The sequence below is a fragment of the Variovorax sp. CF313 genome, from assembly GCF_000282635.1.
Taxonomy (GTDB): domain Bacteria; phylum Pseudomonadota; class Gammaproteobacteria; order Burkholderiales; family Burkholderiaceae_C; genus Variovorax.
Genome location: NZ_AKIW01000073.1, coordinates 32,377 through 50,657, shown reverse-complemented (window position 1 = coordinate 50,657; position 18,281 = coordinate 32,377). Strand labels below are relative to the sequence as shown.

Genomic DNA, 18,281 nt, shown 5'->3' with positions numbered 1-18,281 from the left:
AAACTGAAACAAAAATCAGCGAGGCAAGTCGCTGAATCCCATCAAAAATTCATCGACCGCGCGGGCAGCTTGACGGCCCTCGCGGATCGCCCAGACCACCAGCGACTGTCCGCGGCGGATGTCGCCGGCGGCGAACACCTTCGGCACGTTGGTGGCATAGCCCCCGATGAAGTCGACCGTCGCCTTGGCATTGCCGCGTGCATCCTTCTCGACACCGAAGGCATCGAGCACGGTCGCCACGGGACTGATGAAGCCCATGGCGAGCAGCACGAGGTCGGCCTTGAGCACCTGCTCGCTGCCGGCCACTTCCTGCATCTTGCCGTCCTTCCATTCGACGCGAACGGTCTTCAGGCCGGTGACCTTGCCCTTCTCGCCGATGAACTCCTTGGTGGAGATCGCGAACTCGCGCTCGCAGCCCTCTTCATGGCTGGAGCTGGTGCGCAGCTTGATCGGCCAGTACGGCCAGGTCAGCGGGCGGTTTTCTTCCTCGGGCGGCTGCGGCATCAGTTCGAACTGCGTGACGCTCGCGGCGCCATGGCGGTTGCTGGTGCCCACACAATCGGAGCCGGTGTCGCCGCCGCCGATGACGATCACGTGCTTGCCGTCGGCGCGCAGCTGGCCCTTGACCTTGTCGCCCGCGTTGACGCGGTTTTGCTGCGGCAGGAACTCCATCGCGAAATGGATGCCGTCGAGGTCGCGACCGGGCACCGGCAGGTCGCGCGATTGCTCGGCGCCGCCGGTGAGCACCACGGCGTCGAACTCTTTCTGCAGCTGTTCGGGCGTGACGGTTTCCTTGGCCAGGTTCGTGACCTTGGAGCCCTTGCCCAGCGGGTCCTTCGCGGCGCCGACCATCACGCCGGTGCGGAACACCACGCCTTCGGCCTTCATCTGCTCGACGCGCCGGTCGATGTGCGACTTCTCCATCTTGAAGTCGGGGATGCCGTAGCGCAGCAGGCCGCCGATGCGGTCGTTCTTCTCGAACAACGTCACGTCGTGGCCGACGCGCGCCAGTTGCTGGGCGGCCGCCATGCCGGCCGGGCCCGAGCCCACCACCGCCACCTTCTTGCCGGTCTTGTGCTTGGCGGCGCGCGGCGCCACCCAGCCTTCGTCCCAGGCGCGGTCGATGATCGCGTGCTCCAGCGACTTGATGCCGACCGGGTCGTCGTTCACGTTGAGCACGCAGGCCGCCTCGCAGGGCGCGGGGCAGATGCGGCCGGTGAACTCGGGGAAGTTGTTGGTCGAGTCGAGCACCGCGAAGGCGTTTTGCCAGTCGTTGCGGTACACGAGGTCGTTGAAGTCCGGAATGATGTTGTTGACCGGGCAGCCGCTGTTGCAGAACGGCGTGCCGCAGTCCATGCAGCGCGCGCCCTGCACCTTGGCCTGTTCGGTGTTCAGGCCGACGACGAATTCCTTGTAATGCTTGACGCGCTCGTCGACGGGCTTGTAGCCCTCCTCGACGCGCTCATGCTCCATGAAGCCGGTGATCTTTCCCATCGTGATTCCTTTACACCCCCGTTGCTTGCTCACTGCGTGTAGCCGCCTCCCCCCTCAAGGGGGCAACACCAGCGGCCCGGCAAAGCCGGTTCCGCGGTGTTCCCCGAAGGGGCTGTGACTGTTTCACGCGCTGCATGCCGTACAGGGATTCATTCTGTTTTGGTTGATCTTCAAGCTGCGGCCGGGGCCGTTTGCGGTGCGGGGGCCAGCGCATGCGGCTCGAGGCCGATGTGCGCGTTGTTGCCGCTGCTCGTGAGCTCGACCTTGCGGTCGTGCAGTTCGGCGAGCGCGCGCTTGTATTCGTTCGGGAACACCTTCACGAACTTCGTGCGCGACACCGACCAGTTGTCGAGCAGTTCGCGCGCGCGCTTGCTGCCGGTCCAGCGGTGGTGCTCTTCGAGCAGCTTCTTCAGCTGCGCTTCGTCGGTCACGCCGCCGTGCCAGATCTTGCGATGCACGCTGGCGGTCTGCTCGGCGGAGGTCAGCACCTTGTCGAGCGAGACCATCGAGAGGTTGCAGCGCGTGGCGAACTGGCCGTCCTCGTCGTAGACGAAGGCCACGCCGCCGCTCATGCCGGCCGCGAAGTTGCGGCCCGTCTTGCCGAGCACTGCCACCGTGCCGCCGGTCATGTACTCGCAGCCGTGGTCGCCGGTGCCTTCGATGACCGCCGTGGCGCCCGACAGGCGCACGGCGAAGCGTTCGCCGGCCACGCCGCACAGGTAGGCCTCGCCGGTGGTCGCGCCGTACAGCGCCGTGTTGCCGACGATGGTGTTGCGCGCCGCTTCACCGCGGAACTCGAGACTGGGGCGCACCACCACACGGCCGCCGGAGAGGCCCTTGCCCGTGTAGTCGTTGGCGTCGCCGATGAGGTACAGCGTGATGCCTCGCGCCAGGAAGGCGCCGAACGACTGGCCGCCCGTGCCTTCGAGCTGGATGCGGATCGAGTCGTCGGGCAGGCCCTGCGGATGCACCTTGGTCAGTGCGCCCGAAAGCATGGCGCCCACCGAGCGGTTGACGTTGCGCGCCACCTCGATGAACTGCACCTTCTCGCCCTTCTCGATGGCGGGACGCGACTTCTCGATGAGCTTCACGTCGAGCGCGCGTTCGAGACCATGGTCCTGGTTCTCCACATGGAAGCGCGGCACCTCGGCCGGCACATTCGGCAGTGCGAACAGGCGGCTGAAGTCGAGGCCCGAGGCCTTCCAGTGTTCGATGCCCTTGCGCATGTCGAGCAGGTCGGCGCGGCCGATCAGGTCGTCGAACTTGCGGATGCCGAGCTGGGCCATGATCTGGCGCACTTCTTCCGCAACGAAGAAGAAGTAGTTGACGACGTGCTCGGGCTTGCCCGAGAACTTCTTGCGCAGGATCGGGTCTTGCGTGGCCACGCCCACCGGGCAGGTGTTCAGGTGGCACTTGCGCATCATGATGCAGCCCTCGACCACCAGCGGCGCAGTGGCGAAGCCGAACTCGTCGGCACCCAGCAACGCGCCGATGGCGACGTCGCGGCCGGTCTTCATCTGGCCGTCGGCCTGCACGCGGATGCGGCTGCGCAGGCGGTTGAGCACCAGCGTCTGCTGCGTTTCGGCCAGGCCGATTTCCCACGGGCTGCCCGCGTGCTTGATCGACGACCAGGGCGATGCGCCCGTGCCGCCGTCATGGCCGGCGATCACGACGTGGTCGCTCTTGCACTTGGCCACACCGGCCGCGATGGTGCCGACGCCGATCTCGCTCACCAGCTTCACGCTGATGCTGGCGTGCGGCGCGGTGTTCTTCAGGTCGTGGATGAGCTGGGCCAGGTCTTCGATCGAGTAGATGTCGTGGTGCGGCGGCGGGCTGATGAGGCCCACGCCCGGCACGGCATAGCGCTGCTTGCCGATGTACTCGGTGACCTTGCCGCCCGGCAGCTGGCCGCCTTCGCCCGGCTTGGCGCCCTGCGCCATCTTGATCTGGATCTGGTCGGCCGAGTGCAGGTACTCGGCGGTGACGCCGAAGCGGCCCGACGCGACCTGCTTGATGCGCGAACGCAGCGAGTCGCCGTCCGCGAGCGGCAGGTCGACCTCGACGTTGGCCGCGCCGATCACGCTCTTGAGCGTGTCGCCCTGCTTGATCGGGATGCCCTTGAGTTCGTTGCGGTAGCGCGCCGGGTCTTCACCGCCCTCGCCCGTGTTGCTCTTGCCGCCGATGCGGTTCATGGCAATCGCGAGCGTGGCGTGCGCCTCGGTGCTGATCGAGCCGAGCGACATCGCGCCGGTGGCGAAACGCTTGACGATCTCCGCAGCCGATTCGACCTCGTCCACCGGAATCGCCTTGGCCGGATCGATCTTGAACTCGAACAGGCCGCGCAGCGTGAGGTGTCGGCGGTTCTGGTCGTTGATGAGCTGCGCGTATTCCTTGTACGTGTTCCAGTTGTTGGCGCGCGTGCTGTGCTGCAGCTTGGCGATGGCATCGGGCGTCCACATGTGCTCCTCGCCGCGCGTGCGCCAGGCGTATTCGCCGCCGGCGTCGAGCATGTGGGCCAGCACCGGGTCGTCGCCGAAGGCAGCCTTGTGCATGCGGATGGCTTCCTCGGCGATCTCGAAGACGCCGATGCCTTCCACGCGGCTGGCGGTGCCGGTGAAGTACTTGTTCACCGTCTCGCTGTTCAGGCCGATGGCTTCGAACAGCTGCGCGCCGCAGTAGCTCATGTAGGTGCTGACACCCATCTTCGACATGATCTTCGACAGGCCCTTGCCGATGGCCTTGACGTAGTTGTAGACCGCCTTGTCGGCGCTCAGCTCGCCCGGCATGTCGGCGTGCATGGCCGCCAGGGTTTCCATCGCGAGGTACGGGTGCACGGCTTCAGCGCCGTAGCCCGCGAGCACGCCGAAGTGATGCACTTCGCGCGCCGATCCGGTCTCGACCACGAGGCCGGCGGTGGTGCGCAGGCCTTCGCGAACCAGGTACTGGTGCACGGCCGAGAGGGCCAGCACGGCAGGGATGGCCACCTGCGTCGGGCTCACGCCACGGTCGCTGATGATCAGGATGTTGTGGCCGCCCTTGATGGCATCCACCGCTTCGGCACACAGCGAGGCCAGCTTGGCTTCGACGCCTTCGTCGCCCCATGCGAGCGGGTAGGTGATGTCGAGCGCGTAGCTCTTGAACTTGCCCTGCGTGTACTTGCCGATGTCGCGCAGCTTCGCCATGTCGGCGAAGTCGAGGATCGGCTGGCTCACTTCGAGCCGCATCGGCGGGTTGACCTGGTTGATGTCCAACAGGTTGGGCTTGGGGCCGATGAAGGACACCAGCGACATCACGATCGCTTCGCGGATCGGGTCGATCGGCGGGTTGGTCACCTGCGCGAACAGCTGCTTGAAGTAGTTGTACAGCGGCTTGTTCTTGCTGGAGAGCACGGCCAGCGGGCTGTCGTTGCCCATGGAGCCGATGCCTTCTTCGCCGGCCTGGGCCATCGGGCTCATCAGGAACTTGATGTCTTCCTGGGTGTAGCCGAAGGCCTGCTGGCGGTCGAGCAATGCAACTTGACTCAGCGGCGCCGAGACCGGCTCGGCCTTGACGCTGTCGAGCTTGATGCGCAGGTTCTCGATCCACTGCTTGTAGGGCTTGCTGTTGGCGAGGGTGGCCTTGACCTCCTCGTCGTCGATCATGCGGCCCTGCTCCAGGTCGATCAGGAACATCTTGCCGGGCTGCAGGCGCCACTTGCGCACGATCTTCTGCTCGGGCACAGGCAGCACGCCGGATTCGGAGGCCATGATGACGAGGTCGTCGTCGGTCACGCAGTAGCGCGAGGGGCGCAGGCCGTTGCGGTCGAGCGTGGCGCCGATCTGGCGGCCGTCGGTGAACACGATGGAGGCCGGGCCGTCCCACGGCTCGAGCATGGCGGCGTGGTATTCATAGAACGCGCGGCGGCGCGGGTCCATGGTGGCGTGCTGTTCCCAGGGTTCCGGGATCATCATCATCACGGCCTGGCTGATGGGGTAGCCGGCCATCGTCAGCAGCTCGAGGCAATTGTCGAAGGTGGCGGTGTCGGACTGGTTCGCGAAGCTGATCGGGTAGAGCTTCTGCAGGTCGGCGCCCAGCACGGGCGACGACATCACGCCTTCGCGCGCCTTCATCCAGTTGTAGTTGCCCTTGACCGTGTTGATTTCGCCGTTGTGGGCGACGTAGCGGTACGGGTGGGCCAGCGGCCACTCGGGGAAGGTGTTGGTGGAAAAGCGCTGGTGCACGAGGCCCAGGGCCGAGATGCAGCGCTTGTCCTGCAGGTCGAGGTAGTAGGTGCCCACCTGGTCGGCCAGCAGCAGGCCCTTGTAGACCACGGTGCGGCTCGACATGCTGGGAACGTAGTATTCCTTGCTGTGCTTGAGCTTCAGGCGCTGGATGTTGGCGCTGGCGGTCTTGCGGATCACGTAGAGCTTGCGTTCCAGCGCGTCCTGCACGATCACGTCGTTGCCGCGGCCGATGAAGACCTGGCGCAGCAGCGGTTCCTTTTCGCGCACGGTGGGCGACATGGGCATGTCGCGGTTGACCGGCACGTCGCGCCAGCCGAGCAGCACCTGGCCTTCGGCCTTGATGGCGCGTTCCATTTCCTGCTCGCAGGCTTCGCGCGAGGCGTGCTCCTTCGGCAGGAAGATCATGCCGACGCCGTATTCGCCGGGCGGGGGCAGCGTGACGCCCTGCTTCGCCATTTCTTCGCGGTAAAGATGGTCGGGCAGCTGGATCAGGATGCCGGCACCGTCGCCCATCAGCTTGTCAGCGCCCACTGCGCCGCGATGGTCGAGGTTCTCGAGAATCTTGAGGCCCTGCAGCACGATGGCGTGGCTCTTCTCGCCCTTGATATGGGCCACGAAGCCGACGCCGCAGGCATCGTGCTCGTCGGCACCGGAATACAGACCGTGTTCTTGGAGATGTTTGATCTCGGCAGCCGTCGTCATGGCGCGCTCCTTCAGTTTTCGCAGGGAAATGGAGCATATTGCGATGCACAAAGAATGCCAAACACTTTAATAGGGGTCAGATTCCCATTAAATCTTGAGTTATCTAGTCAGAATTAAATTGGGGACATATTAAAAAAAGGAGCAAAAGAACCAATGCGTCAGCCAGCCGACGCTGCTTTTTCACCTCAGGATGAAGTGTTCGATGGCGGCCGACCGGCCTTGGCTTTGACTACCCGGCGGTCGGTGGACTTCTGCAGGCTGTCGAGAAAGTCGTCGTCGCCAGCGGCCCAGCCCCGCAATGTCGCCTCGGTCAGCGCGCGCTGGTCGGCCGCACGCACCCCGCCGCGCACCAGTTCGACATACGCGGCCTCGCGCGCGAACGGGGTGTTGCCGAGCTCCCAATACAGCGGGTGGGGGGTCAGCAGGCGGTCGTGCCGCAGTCCGGCGTAGTGGCCATGGCTGGACCAGGGAAAGTCGCGCGCATCGGCCACCATGCCCGCGCGCACCGGGTTGAGGTCGATGTAGGCCATGCAGGTCAGCAGGTAGCGGTCGGTCTGGATCAGCGTGGACCGGTAGCGGCCCTCCCACAGCGTGCCGCTGCGGCCATGGCGGTCGTTGAAGTAGCGCACGTAGCTGCGCCCCACCGACTGCATGAACTGGGGCAGGCCGGTGGGACTGTCGGGCGTGGCCAACAGGTGGAAGTGGTTGTCCATGAGCACGTAGGCGTGCAGCGCGATGCCGAAACGCGCAGCGTTCTCGGCCAGCAGCGCGAGCAGTTTCTCGCGGTCCGCGCGGTCCACGAAGATCGGCTGGCGGTTGTTGCCGCGCTGGATCACGTGGTGCGGCATGCCGGCCAGGGTGAGTCGGGGAAGACGGGCCATCTATTGCTCGCCCCCAGGCTGCGCGCGCTGCATGTCGCTTCGCCCTCCCCCGACCGGGGGCCACACCAGCGGCCCGGCAGAGCCGGTTGCGCGGTATTCCCGAATCGATTCCACGCCGCGCGGCCCGAATTTTTTCAGGACAGGCGGAAGCGCGTATCGCCCAGAGCGTCGAGTCCGAACTGCGCCAGCAGTTCGCGCAGCCGCGTGGCCGCGCTTGCCTTGCGCTGCCCGGTGTAGCGCGCCAGGATCAGCTCGTTCTTCATGCTGTGCTCCCAGCCGACCAGCTCGGTCACCGTGACGCTGTAGCCGTTGGCTTCAAGATACAGGCAGCGCAGCACGTTGGTGAGCTGGCTGCCGATTTCGCGCGTGTGCAGCGGATGGCGCCACAGCTCGGCCAGCGGGGTGCGCGACAGTGCGAGCGCCTTGGTTTCGCGCAGGCAGGCGGCCACTTCGGCCTGGCAGCAGGGAACGAGCACCATGCAGCGCGCCTTCTTGGCCAAGCCGAAGGCGATGGCGTCGTCTGTCGCGGTGTCGCAGGCATGCAGCGCGGTGACCACGTCGATCTGCGCCGGCAATTCACTCGCCTGCGCCGACTCGGCCACGGTGAGGTTCAGGAACGACATGCGCTCGAAGCCCAGGCGCTGCGCCAGCGCGCGCGAGCGCTCGACCAGTTCGCCGCGCGTCTCGATGCCGTAGACGTGGCCGCTGCCCTGCCGCGGCCGGAAAAAAAGGTCGTAGATGATGAAGCCGAGGTACGACTTGCCTGCGCCATGGTCGGCCAGCGTCGCGCCCGCGCCCTCTTCCGGCAACTCGCGCAGCAGTTGCTCGATGAACTGGAACAGGTGGTAGACCTGCTTGAGCTTGCGCCGCGAGTCCTGGTTGAGCCGGCCCTCGCGGGTCAGGATGTGCAGTTCCTTGAGCAGTTCGATGGATTGGCCGGGGCGCAGCGCGTCGGCCAGCTCTGCGTCGGCCTTGGCGGCCTTGTTCGTTTTCACGGTTCTTGTCGCATTGTTCGTGTTCATGGCTTGGCGCTCCCGGGGCCGACGTCGAGCGCCGCCCAGCCTTCGGAGCCCAGTGCTTCGAGCGTGTCGATGTTGCGTTCGAAGATGGCCTCGGCCTCGGGGAACGCCTCGACCGCGCGGCTCACGCTGTCTTCGCGCAACAGGTGCAGCGTGGGGTACGGCGCGCGGTTGGTGGCATTGCCGATATCGTCGGCATCGGTGCCGGCGAACTGGAAGCGCGGATGAAAGCTCGCCAGCTGGAACACCCCGTCGAAACCGGCGCGCGCAAGCCGGCGTTCGGCACGCGCCGTGAAGTCGTTGAAGTCCAGGAAGTCGGCCAAGGTGTTCGGTGCAATCAGCAGGGTGGTGTCGCGCACGGCGGCGTCGAGTGCGGCAAGGTCTTTTGCTTCGGCAAGAAGCTCGTCCATCAGGCCGGTCTCCTCGGCCGGCCCGTACACGGCGTAGTGGACCTGTGCCTTCACGTGCACGGCCTTTGCGAACGGGCACAGGTTGAGGCCGATCACCGCGCGTTCGAGCCAGCGCCGCGTGTCGGCTTCGGCCTGGGCAGATGCGATTGTCGCCGGGTGGGTCATGCCATCTCCGCCGCAGGGCGAATCCGCCCCAGGCGCCGCGCGATCGCCATGCCGACCAGCGAGCAAGTCAGCGTGGCGGTCCAGGTCCAGTGCCAGCCGCCAACGCGATGAGCCATCCACGCCACTGCGGGCGGGGCCAGGAACTGGCCGAGCGAGGACGCCTGCTGCATGAGGCCGACCGTCGTGGACACAGTGGAGGGCCCCGGTGCCAGCCGCACACCCAGCAGGAACAGCGTGGCCGGCACCATGCCGCCGCCCAGCGAGAACGCGCACACGGCGACGTAGCGCAGCGCGGGCGGCAGGCCCAAGGCGTCCGGGCCCTGCCCTGCCTGCGCGAAGGCGGCCACGCCCCCGAGCGCCATCGTCAGGAAACCGAGCTGCAGCAGTCGCTCCGGCGCCACGCCGCGCTGCAGCCAGCGGCCGCCTGCAATGTTGCCGACGATGTTCATGGCGGCTGCGAGCGCGGTGAGCACCGCGTTCCAGGCGGCCGGTACACCCGCGCCGGCATAGATGGCGGGCAGGAAGCCGATCACCGCCATCCATTGCGACGAGTACACGGCGAAGGTCAACGCCACCAGCCAGGGCGCGCGCGCACCGACCGTGGCACGCAGGCGCGCAGACCAGCCGCCGGCGGCCTCGTGGCTCGCCACGGCGGGGCGAAGCCGGTCGGCTGGCACCGCCAGCCACAGCCAGAGTGCGGCCCCGGCCGACACGATCGACAGTGCCCACCACCAATCCGCCCATCCACCCCAGGCGATCAGGGCCGGGCCCAGCAGCAGCGCGAGGGCCACGCCGAGCGGCATGTAGGCACCCCAGAGGCCCAGCGCCGCCTTGTCCGCACCCGGCGGGGTCAGGGCGCGGATCAGCCCCGGCCCCGGCATGACCGTCAGCAGGAAACCGATGCCTTCGACGGCACGCAGCAGGAGCAGCCATTGCACGGCGTGCGCCCCGGCGACCATGCCGCCCAGCAGGCTGGCGACCGTCAGCACTGCCAGGCCCGTCAGCATGCTGCGTCGCAAGCCGATGGTGTCCGCCGCGAGCCCGACCAGCAGCCCCAGCGTCATGCTCGCGACCTGCACCAGCGACAGCAGGAATCCCGCCTCGACCAGGCCAATGCCGAGCGATGCCTGCAGCGCCGGCACGGCGGGCGGCAGCTTGCCCAGGTGCAACGCCGCGCTGACGCCGCCCAGCAGGACGGCCAGGGCGGCGGCGGGAACGTGCGGCCGGGCTGCGGATGGACTCACGCGATGCCCCGGCGCCCCGTGAGCCGCTCGTGTTCGCGCATGGCGAAACGATCGGTCATGCCGGCGATGTAGTCGGCCACGGCACGGTGCCTGTCGTGGCGCTCGGCATAGGAAGCAGGCATCTCGGCACTGCGCTCGAGATAGGCCTCGAACAGCTCCTGCACCACGTCGCGCGCCTGGTCGGTGGTCTGGGCGACCTGGGGATGCCGGTAGAGGTTGCGGAAAAGAAAGCGCTTGAGGTCTTCCGACTGGGCCTGCATGGCGGCGCTGAATGCGACGACGGGCGGAGCCTTGCGCACCGCGTCGGCGTCGGCCGGTGCGAGGGCTTCGAGCGCCGCGCGGGTCGCATCGATCACGTCGTAGACCTGCGCGCTCAGCATGCGCCGGATGGTCTCGTAGAGCACGCGGCGGCCCTGCAGCTGCGGATGCTCGGCGAGCGCCTCGCGGCGGTAGCGCTCGAACAGCTCGACCTCGGACAACTGCTCGACGCCGATGAGCCCCGAGCGCACGCCGTCGTCGATGTCGTGGGCGTTGTAGGCAATGGCGTCGGCAAGGTTGCACAGCTGCGCCTCCAGCCCCGGCTGGGTGCGGTCGAGGAAACGCCGGGCCACGCCGTGCGGTTCGGCCGCCTCCAGGCGTTCGGCGTTCGCGCGCGAGCAGTGCTTGAGGATGCCCTCGCGGGTCTCGAAGCTGAGGTTCAGTCCGTCGTACTGCGGATATCGATGCTCCAACGCATCGACCACGCGCAGGCTCTGAAGGTTGTGCTCGAAGCCGCCGTGCGCAGCCATGCACTCGTTGAGCGCGTCCTGGCCCGCATGGCCGAAGGGCGTGTGGCCCAGGTCGTGCGCCAGGGCGATCGCCTCGACCAGGTCTTCGTTGATGCGCAGGGCCCGTGCGATCGAACGGCCGAGCTGCGCGACTTCCAGCGAGTGCGTGAGCCGGGTGCGGAACAGGTCGCCCTCGTGGTTCAGGAACACCTGCGTCTTGTAGACCAGCCGGCGAAAGGCCGTGGAATGCACGATGCGGTCGCGGTCGCGCTGGAAAGCGTCGCGCGTGGGCGCGGGCGGCTCGGCATGCCGGCGGCCGCGCGACCGCGCGGGCAGGCAGGCATAGGCCGCGAGGCTCATTGCGCCGCGCAGCTCTGCGCAAGCACTTCGCGCACGAGCGCGTCGGGTGCGCTGCGGACCAGGGCGGAGCCGGGCCGGTCGATCACCACGAAGCGGATCTCGCCGGCCTCCGATTTCTTGTCGACGCGCATCAGTTCCAGGTAGCGGTCCGCGCCCAGCGCAGGACCCACGATCGGCAGGCCAGCCCGCTCGATCAGGCGCGTGAGCCGTTCGACGAAGGCAGCATCGACGCCGCCGAGCCGCTGCGACAGCCGTGCCGCCATGACCATGCCGCAGCCCACGGCCTCGCCGTGCAGCCATTCGCCATAGCCGAGGCCCGACTCGATCGCGTGGCCGAAGGTATGGCCGAAATTGAGGATCGCGCGCAGGCCGGTTTCGCGCTCGTCCTGCCCGACCACCAGCGCCTTGATTTCGCAACTGCGCTTGACGGCATAGGCCAGCGCGGCCGGCTCCCGCGCGACGAGGGCGTCGATGTTGGCTTCGATCCAGTCGAAGAACGCCATGTCGTGGATCGGGCCGTACTTGATGACTTCGGCCAGTCCGGCACTGAGTTCGCGCGGCGGCAGGGTCTGCAGCGTGGCCAGGTCGCAGACCACCAGTTGCGGCTGGTAGAACGCGCCAATCATGTTCTTGCCGAGCGGGTGGTTGATGGCCGTCTTGCCGCCGACCGAGGAATCGACCTGCGCCAGCAGCGTGGTCGGCACCTGCACGAAAGGCACGCCGCGCATGTAGCTGGCGGCGGCAAAGCCCGTCATGTCGCCCACCACGCCGCCGCCCAGGGCGAACAACACGGTCTTGCGGTCGCTGCCGTGACCCAGCAGGTCGTCGAAGATCAGGTTCAACGTCTGCAGGTTCTTGTGCACCTCGCCGTCGGGCAGCTCCAGCAGGTGGACCGTGCGGAAACGGCCCGCCAGGGCACCCTGCAGCGCCTTGGCATAGAGCGGCGCCACCGTGGTGTTGCTGACGATCAGGGCCGTGGCGGCGGCGGGCGTGGCGGCGAAGCTACGGGGATCGTCCAGCAGGCCGGCACCGATCAGGATCGGGTAGCTGCGGTCGCCGAGCTGGATGTCGACGCGTTCGGTCGGGGCGGAAAGTACGGGCAGGGACATGGGCAGCGAGTTTAGGCGCTGCAGCCGGCGCAGGTTCAGGCAGTGGGCTCTTCCGGATGGGCGCCCGGCTCGACGATGCCCGCCAGCTCGAGCTGCATCACGATGATGTTCACCAGCATCGCGATCGTGGGACGGCCGGTATCGACCACGTCGTGAGCGGTTTCCCGGTAGAACGGGTCGCGCGCATCGTGCAGTTCCCGCAGCCGCCCCAACGGGTCAGCCACCTGCAGCAGGGGGCGCTTGACGTCGTGGCGCAGGCGCCGGAACAGGTCTTCGGGGGAGGAGCGCAGGTAGATCACGTGGAAGTGATCGCGCAGCTGGTTGCGGTTGGCCTCCCGCAGCACCGCACCGCCGCCGGTGGCCAGCACGCCGTGGGCATTGGCCGCCAGCTCGGCAATGACGGTTTGCTCGAGATCCCGGAAAGCCACCTCGCCTTCGCGCTCGAAGTAATCGCGGATCGAGCAGCCGATGCGCTGCTCGATCACGTGATCGGTATCGATGAAGGGGAGATCCAGCCGCATCCCCAGGCGCCGGCCCACTGCGGATTTTCCGGCGCCGGGCAAGCCGACGAGTGCGACCGCCACGCGGTGGCTGCTACGCCCGCGCGTCAGCGCGCGGCGTTGCGGTCGGTAATCATCTTCGGAGTGATAAAGACGAGCATTTCGGTCTTGTTGGCAACGCGTTCGCGCTTGCGGAACAGTGCCCCCAGGTAGGGCACTTCACCCAGCACCGGCACGCGCGATTCGTCATTGGTTTCGGTGAGCTCGAAGATACCACCGATGACGACCGTGCCGCCGTTCTCGACCAGCACTTCGGTCTGCACGTGCTTGGTATTGATGGCCGGACCCGCCGACGTGTTCACGCCCCGGGCGTCCTTGCTCACGTCCAGCGTCAGGATGATGTTGCCTTCCGGCGTGATCTGCGGCGTGACTTCCAGCTTCAGCACCGCCTTGCGGAACGAGATCGAGGTGGCGCCGCTGGACGTGGCCTGCTGGTACGGAATTTCCTCGCCCTGCTCGATCAGCGCCTTGGTCTGGTCGGCCGTGATGACGCGGGGGCTGGACACCAGCTTGCCCTTGCCGTCGGCTTCGAGCGCCGAGATTTCGAGGTTCAGCATGCGCGAGAAGCTCGAGTTGAACAGCGAGATCGCGAAGGTGCCTGCCGCGTTGCCCGTGCCGCCCGCATCGCCCGCCGGGAGGTTGATGAAGTTGGAGTTGGTGAACGTGGAGGTGGCCGTGCTGGCTCCGCCATTGGTGCCCGCCGTTACGACGGGCATCGCGCCGAGATTGGCGAATGCGCGGTTGCCGGCGGACGATGCGAAGCGCTCGCCAGCGATGCCGCCGCCCAGCCGCACGCCGAGCGACTTGCCGAAGGTATCGGACGCTTCGACGATGCGAGCCTCGATCAACACCTGGCGAACCGGGATGTCCAGCTTCTGGATCAGATCGGTGATCTGGGCCAGGCGCGACGGAACGTCCGACACGAAGAGCTGGTTGGTACGCGACTCGGCGATGACGCTGCCGCGAGGGCTCAGGATGCGAGTCGTCGTACCGCCACCGCCACCGCCGCCGGACGAGGCACCCGTGCCGGTCAGCCCCTGCGCAATCGCGATCGCCTTGGTGTAGTTGAGCTGGAACGACTGGGTACGCAGCGGCTCCAGGTTCTCGATCGCGGCCTTGGCCTCGAATTCGAGCTTTTCCTTGGCGTTGATTTCATCCTTGGGCGCGATCCACAGCACGCTGCCGTTCTTGCGCATGCCCAGGTTCTTCGCCTGCATGATGATGTCGAGGGCCTGATCCCAGGGCACGTCCTTCAGCCGCAGCGTCAGCGCGCCGTTCACCGAATCCGAGGTCACGATGTTGAAGTTCGTGAAGTCGGCAATCACCTGCAGCAGCGAACGGATTTCGATGTTCTGGAAGTTGAGCGACAGCTTTTCGCCGTTGTAGCCCACGCCTTGCGTCAGCTTGGTCGGATCGACCTTGCGGGCGCGGACCTCGACAACAAACTGGTTCTCGCTCTGGTAGGCACTGTGCTCCCAGTCGCCCTTGGCCTCGATCGTCATGCGCACGCGGTCGCCCGACTGCTGCGAAGTGATCAGCTGGACCGGCGTTCCGAAGTCGGCCACGTCGAGGCGGCGGCGCAGGCCCTCGGGCAGCGTCGACTTGGTGAACTCCACGACGAGGTTCTTGCCTTGCTGCTTGACGTCGACGCCGACCTGGTTGTTCGGAAGATCGACGATGACCCGGCCGGTGCTGTCGGCGCCAAGGCGGAAATCGACGTCCCGCAGCGGCAGCATGTCCCGGTTGCGGTTTTCCGCGAAGGTCGTGCCGGCAGACGCGACGAGCGCCGAGCCGGCCACCGGCTCGAGAATGACCAGCAGCGAATTGCCCTGGATCTCGGCCTTGTACGCGGTGGCCTGCTTCAGGTTCAGCACCACGCGGCTGCGTTCACCGGCCTGGACGACGTTCACCGAACGCAGGTTGCCCTGGTTCACTTCGATCGCGGAACGGCCGATGGCATTCGTGACGCCCGGAAAATCGAGCGCAATGCGGGCCGGCGCCTGGACGGCGAACCCGGCAGGCACCGCCGTGAGCGGTTGCGCCAGATCGATGCGGATCACTTCCGCGCCGGACTGAGTCGAGCTGGTCACGGCCTGGATGGCGTTTTGCGCATGGGCCACGGCCAATGCACCGAAGGCCAGCAGACCCAGGCCGGCAGCGCGCAGCCACTGTGCCATCGTTGATTTCTTTTGGTTCATTTCGCACTCTCTTGCAGCTGCAGCGTCGCGACGCGTTCGATCCATTCACCGGCGGCGTCTTGCACGATCTCACGCAAGGCGACTTCGGTTTCGTTGATACGGGTGATGCGCCCGTAGTTGAGTCCCAGGTATTCGCCGACGCGAACCTTGTAGAGCAGCTTGTCGACACGGACCAGCGCCACTGGCTGGCCGTTGCGGTTCATGCTGCCGACCATTGCCATCGAGTCGAGCGGGAAGGCTTCGAGCGCCTCCTTGCGGCGTGCCAGTTCGGGCGCTATCAGCTCCGAAGTGCTCGGCTGGTTCGATTCGCGGCGCAGCGCCTGCGTCAGCTTCAGGATGTTGAAGGGCTCGAACGACGAGGCCTCGGTGTAGGTCTGCGGCGTGAACTTCTTGGGCTCTGAAATGGGCGGCACCGAGGGCTTCACCTGGGCGCGCTGCTCGGCCATCCAGCGTTGCAGGTCGTCCTGCCCGGAGTCGCAGGCACTCAAGCCCAGCGCGGCCAGTGTCAGCCACAGTACTTTGGCGGCGATCTTCATTTCTTCGCCTTCGGTGCGGCGGCGCGCTTCTGCGCAGCCCGCTCGTCTTCGTCGAGGTAGCGGAAGGTGCGCGCGGTGGCGTCCATCGTCAGCACGTCCTTGTCCTTCTGCGGGGTGACGGTGATGTTGTTCAGCGTCACGATGCGCGAGAGGCCCGCGACGTCGGCGGCAAAGGCGCCCATGTCGTGGTACCGCCCGGTCACGCGAACGGCGATCGGAAGCTCGGCGTAATAGTCCTTGACCGACACCTGCCCCGGACGGAACAGCTCGAACTGAAGGCTGCGACCGAGGCCTGCCTGGTTGATGTCCGACAGCAGGGCGTCCATTTCGGCCTTGCTGGGCAGCTGCTTCTCGAGCAGGGTCACGTACTGCTGCACCTGTTCACGCTGCTTCTTCAGCAGTTCGAGGTTGGCCGCCTGGGCCACCTTCTTCTGGTAGTCGGCCTTCAGCGCGACTTCCTTGGAACGTTCGCTCTCGAGCTCGTCGTTCGAGTTGGTCAGCCAGACGAACCACAGGGCGACCAGCACCAGGGCGGTGACCGCCAGGCAAAGCGCGTACCGCGGCACCGCTGGCCACATCGACGGATCGTTCGGGTTGAGCCCGCGGAACTGCTCGCCGAAACGCTGCAATGCAGCGCCGACATCTATTTTCTGGGAGGGGCGATTGCTTGCCATGTTCCGTTACCCCTTGGATTGCGCCGCCGCAGCCACGGCCTTGTCGGCAGCGGCCTTTTGAGCATCGGTGGGGCGTTTCAGGCCAATGCGCATCGTGAAGTTCGCAACGCGGCGCTGGTCGCGCGGGGTCAGGTTCACGTTCGCCGACGTGATCTCGACCAGCTCCGGCTTGACCAGCCAGGGACTGTTGTTGCCCAGGTTGCGCAGCAGTTCCGAAACCCGTTCGTTCGACTGCGCCATGCCCTGCAGCGTGACCGTCTGGTTGTCCTGCTTCATGCTGGTCAGGTAGACGCCGTCGGGCAGCTGCCGAACCAGTTCGTTGAGCAGGTGCACGGGCAGGTTGCGGTCGCCCTGCAGGTCCTCGACGGCCTGCTGGCGCGCGCGCAGCGCTGCGATTTCTTCCTGCAGCGTCGAGATCTCCTTGATCTCGACTTCGAGCTTCTTGATCTCGGCCTGGAGAAAGCCGTTCTTCGATTGCTGCGCCGAGATCTGGGCCTCGAACCAGAGGTAGCCCAGGCCGGCGATCAGCAGGCCGAGCACCGCTGCAGCACCCAAGGTGCCAAAGAAGGCCTCGCGCCGCCGCTTGCGTGCAGCTTCGCGGTGCGGAAGCAGATTGATGAGGATCACTGCAGGAACCTCCGCATGGCCAACCCGCAAGAGGTCAGGTAGGACGGCGCTTCGCGACGGACCTTCTTTTCACGGATGTTCGAACTGAAGTCCATGCCGTCGAAGGGGTTCAGCAGAGAGCAGGCAAACGAGGTCTGCCGCGTGACTGCGTTGGTCAGGCCCGGCAGCGACGCCGAGCCGCCAGCCAGCAGCACGTAGTCGACGCGGTTGTGCGGCGTGCTCGTGAAGAAGAACTGAAGCGCACGCGCGATTTCCTGCGCGATGCCCTCCACGAAGGGCTTGAGCACGCCGGAGCCGTAGTCGTCGGGGAGGTCTCCGCTGCGCTTCTTGGCTTCGGCTTCCTCGGCGGAAAAACCGTACTGGCGCACGATCAGCTGCGTCAGCTGGGCACCGCCGAACGCCTGATCGCGGTCGTACAGCACTTCCTGGTTGCGCAGCACCTGCATGCTGGTGGTGAAGGCGCCCACTTCGAATAGCGCCACGATCGAGTCCACGCCCTTGCCGGGCAGCTGTTCAATCAGGCGGGCGGTCGCCAGGCGCGAGGCATAGGACTCGACGTCGAGGATCATCGCCTTCAGGCCGGCGGCTTCCGCCAGGCCTTCGCGGTCCTGCACCTTTTCCTTGCGGGACGCGGCGATCAGCACTTCCACGTCGCCTGCGGACGTGGTGCTCGGCCCCGTGACGCAGAAGTCGAGGCTGACTTCGTCCAGCGAGAACGGGATGTACTGGTTGGCTTCGGACTCGACCTGGATCTCGAGTTCCTGCTCGCTCATGCCGCCCGGAAGAATGATCTTCTTCGTGATCACGGCCGAGGGCGGCAGCGCGAGCGCCACGTTGCGGGTGCGCGTGCCGCTCTTGCGGACGACGCGCCGGACGGCTTCCGCCACTTCGTCGAACTTCTCGACGTTGCCGTCGGTGATCCAGCCACGTTCCAGGGGTTCGATGGCGCAGCGTTCCAGAACCAGCTTGCCGCTGGCCTCACGGCCGAGCTCGACCAGCTTGACGCTGGACGAACTGACATCCAGCCCCAGCAGGGGAGCGTTCTGACGACGAAACAATGATCCAAGAGCAGCCAAGTTAGGTCCCTCTCCCCCTGTATTTGTAACCAATAGAAAAAAATGCGTTCGGTTGCATGCTAGCAGCAGGCGTGGCGGCAACCAAGCAACCGCGGGGGGCAAAACCCTCAAGCGTTGTCAAAACCTGACGTCAAATCTGCATTTTGTAACTTTTGAATTAGAGCGATGCAGCAGCAACAAAAGATCGGATCGTGCAAAGAGAGCGGCTTTTTATAATGTCGGGTGACTCTCCGGCC

At 66.2% G+C, this 18,281-nt stretch carries 14 protein-coding genes; all 14 read right to left on the bottom strand.

All coding sequences use genetic code 11. The features are described from left to right. Nucleotides 1-15: 15 nt before the first annotated feature. Nucleotides 16-1,494, bottom strand: a complete 1,479-nt coding sequence (locus PMI12_RS17885; protein ID WP_007835240.1) for a glutamate synthase subunit beta — start codon at nt 1,492-1,494, stop codon at nt 16-18. 170 nt (nt 1,495-1,664) lie between these two features. Continuing rightward, a complete protein-coding gene (locus tag PMI12_RS17880; RefSeq protein WP_007835238.1) occupies nt 1,665-6,419 on the bottom strand; it encodes a glutamate synthase-related protein in 4,755 nt (1,584 codons plus the stop codon). A gap of 185 nt (nt 6,420-6,604) precedes the next feature. After that, nucleotides 6,605-7,300: a transposase gene (locus tag PMI12_RS17875; RefSeq protein WP_007835236.1), complete on the bottom strand. Its 696-nt coding sequence runs from the start codon at nt 7,298-7,300 to the stop codon at nt 6,605-6,607. 134 nt (nt 7,301-7,434) lie between these two features. After that, nucleotides 7,435-8,322, bottom strand: coding sequence for a class I SAM-dependent methyltransferase (locus tag PMI12_RS17870; protein ID WP_007835234.1), 888 nt, complete (start codon nt 8,320-8,322; stop codon nt 7,435-7,437). Next, a complete protein-coding gene (locus PMI12_RS17865; RefSeq protein WP_007835231.1) occupies nt 8,319-8,894 on the bottom strand; it encodes a DUF1415 domain-containing protein in 576 nt (191 codons plus the stop codon). Before PMI12_RS17865 ends, PMI12_RS17870 begins: the two co-directional genes overlap by 4 nt. Further along, on the bottom strand, nt 8,891-10,138 hold the full coding sequence (locus PMI12_RS17860; protein WP_007835229.1) for an MFS transporter: 1,248 nt from the start codon (nt 10,136-10,138) through the stop codon (nt 8,891-8,893). The genes PMI12_RS17865 and PMI12_RS17860 overlap by 4 nt, the downstream gene beginning before the upstream one ends. After that, the gene (locus PMI12_RS17855; protein WP_007835227.1) at nt 10,135-11,265 is read right to left on the bottom strand and encodes a deoxyguanosinetriphosphate triphosphohydrolase; all 1,131 of its coding nucleotides are present in this window, start codon (nt 11,263-11,265) and stop codon (nt 10,135-10,137) included. Before PMI12_RS17855 ends, PMI12_RS17860 begins: the two co-directional genes overlap by 4 nt. After that, nucleotides 11,262-12,374 (bottom strand): 3-dehydroquinate synthase, encoded by a 1,113-nt coding sequence (gene aroB, locus PMI12_RS17850; protein WP_007835225.1) that lies wholly within the window; start codon nt 12,372-12,374, stop codon nt 11,262-11,264. Before aroB ends, PMI12_RS17855 begins: the two co-directional genes overlap by 4 nt. 35 nt (nt 12,375-12,409) lie before the next feature. Beyond that, nucleotides 12,410-12,958, bottom strand: coding sequence for a shikimate kinase (locus PMI12_RS17845; RefSeq protein WP_042673659.1), 549 nt, complete (start codon nt 12,956-12,958; stop codon nt 12,410-12,412). A 23-nt stretch (nt 12,959-12,981) separates the two neighbouring features. Next, nucleotides 12,982-15,132, bottom strand: coding sequence for a type IV pilus secretin PilQ (pilQ, locus tag PMI12_RS17840; protein ID WP_007835221.1), 2,151 nt, complete (start codon nt 15,130-15,132; stop codon nt 12,982-12,984). Beyond that, entirely contained in the window at nt 15,129-15,668 is a 540-nt protein-coding gene (locus tag PMI12_RS17835) for a pilus assembly protein PilP (protein ID WP_007835218.1), read from the bottom strand. The genes pilQ and PMI12_RS17835 overlap by 4 nt, the downstream gene beginning before the upstream one ends. Then, nucleotides 15,665-16,342 (bottom strand): type 4a pilus biogenesis protein PilO, encoded by a 678-nt coding sequence (locus PMI12_RS17830; RefSeq protein WP_007835217.1) that lies wholly within the window; start codon nt 16,340-16,342, stop codon nt 15,665-15,667. Before PMI12_RS17830 ends, PMI12_RS17835 begins: the two co-directional genes overlap by 4 nt. 6 nt (nt 16,343-16,348) lie before the next feature. After that, nucleotides 16,349-16,969, bottom strand: coding sequence for a PilN domain-containing protein (locus PMI12_RS17825; protein WP_007835215.1), 621 nt, complete (start codon nt 16,967-16,969; stop codon nt 16,349-16,351). Continuing rightward, nucleotides 16,966-18,045, bottom strand: coding sequence for a pilus assembly protein PilM (locus PMI12_RS17820; RefSeq protein WP_007835214.1), 1,080 nt, complete (start codon nt 18,043-18,045; stop codon nt 16,966-16,968). Before PMI12_RS17820 ends, PMI12_RS17825 begins: the two co-directional genes overlap by 4 nt. Nucleotides 18,046-18,281 lie beyond the last annotated feature (236 nt).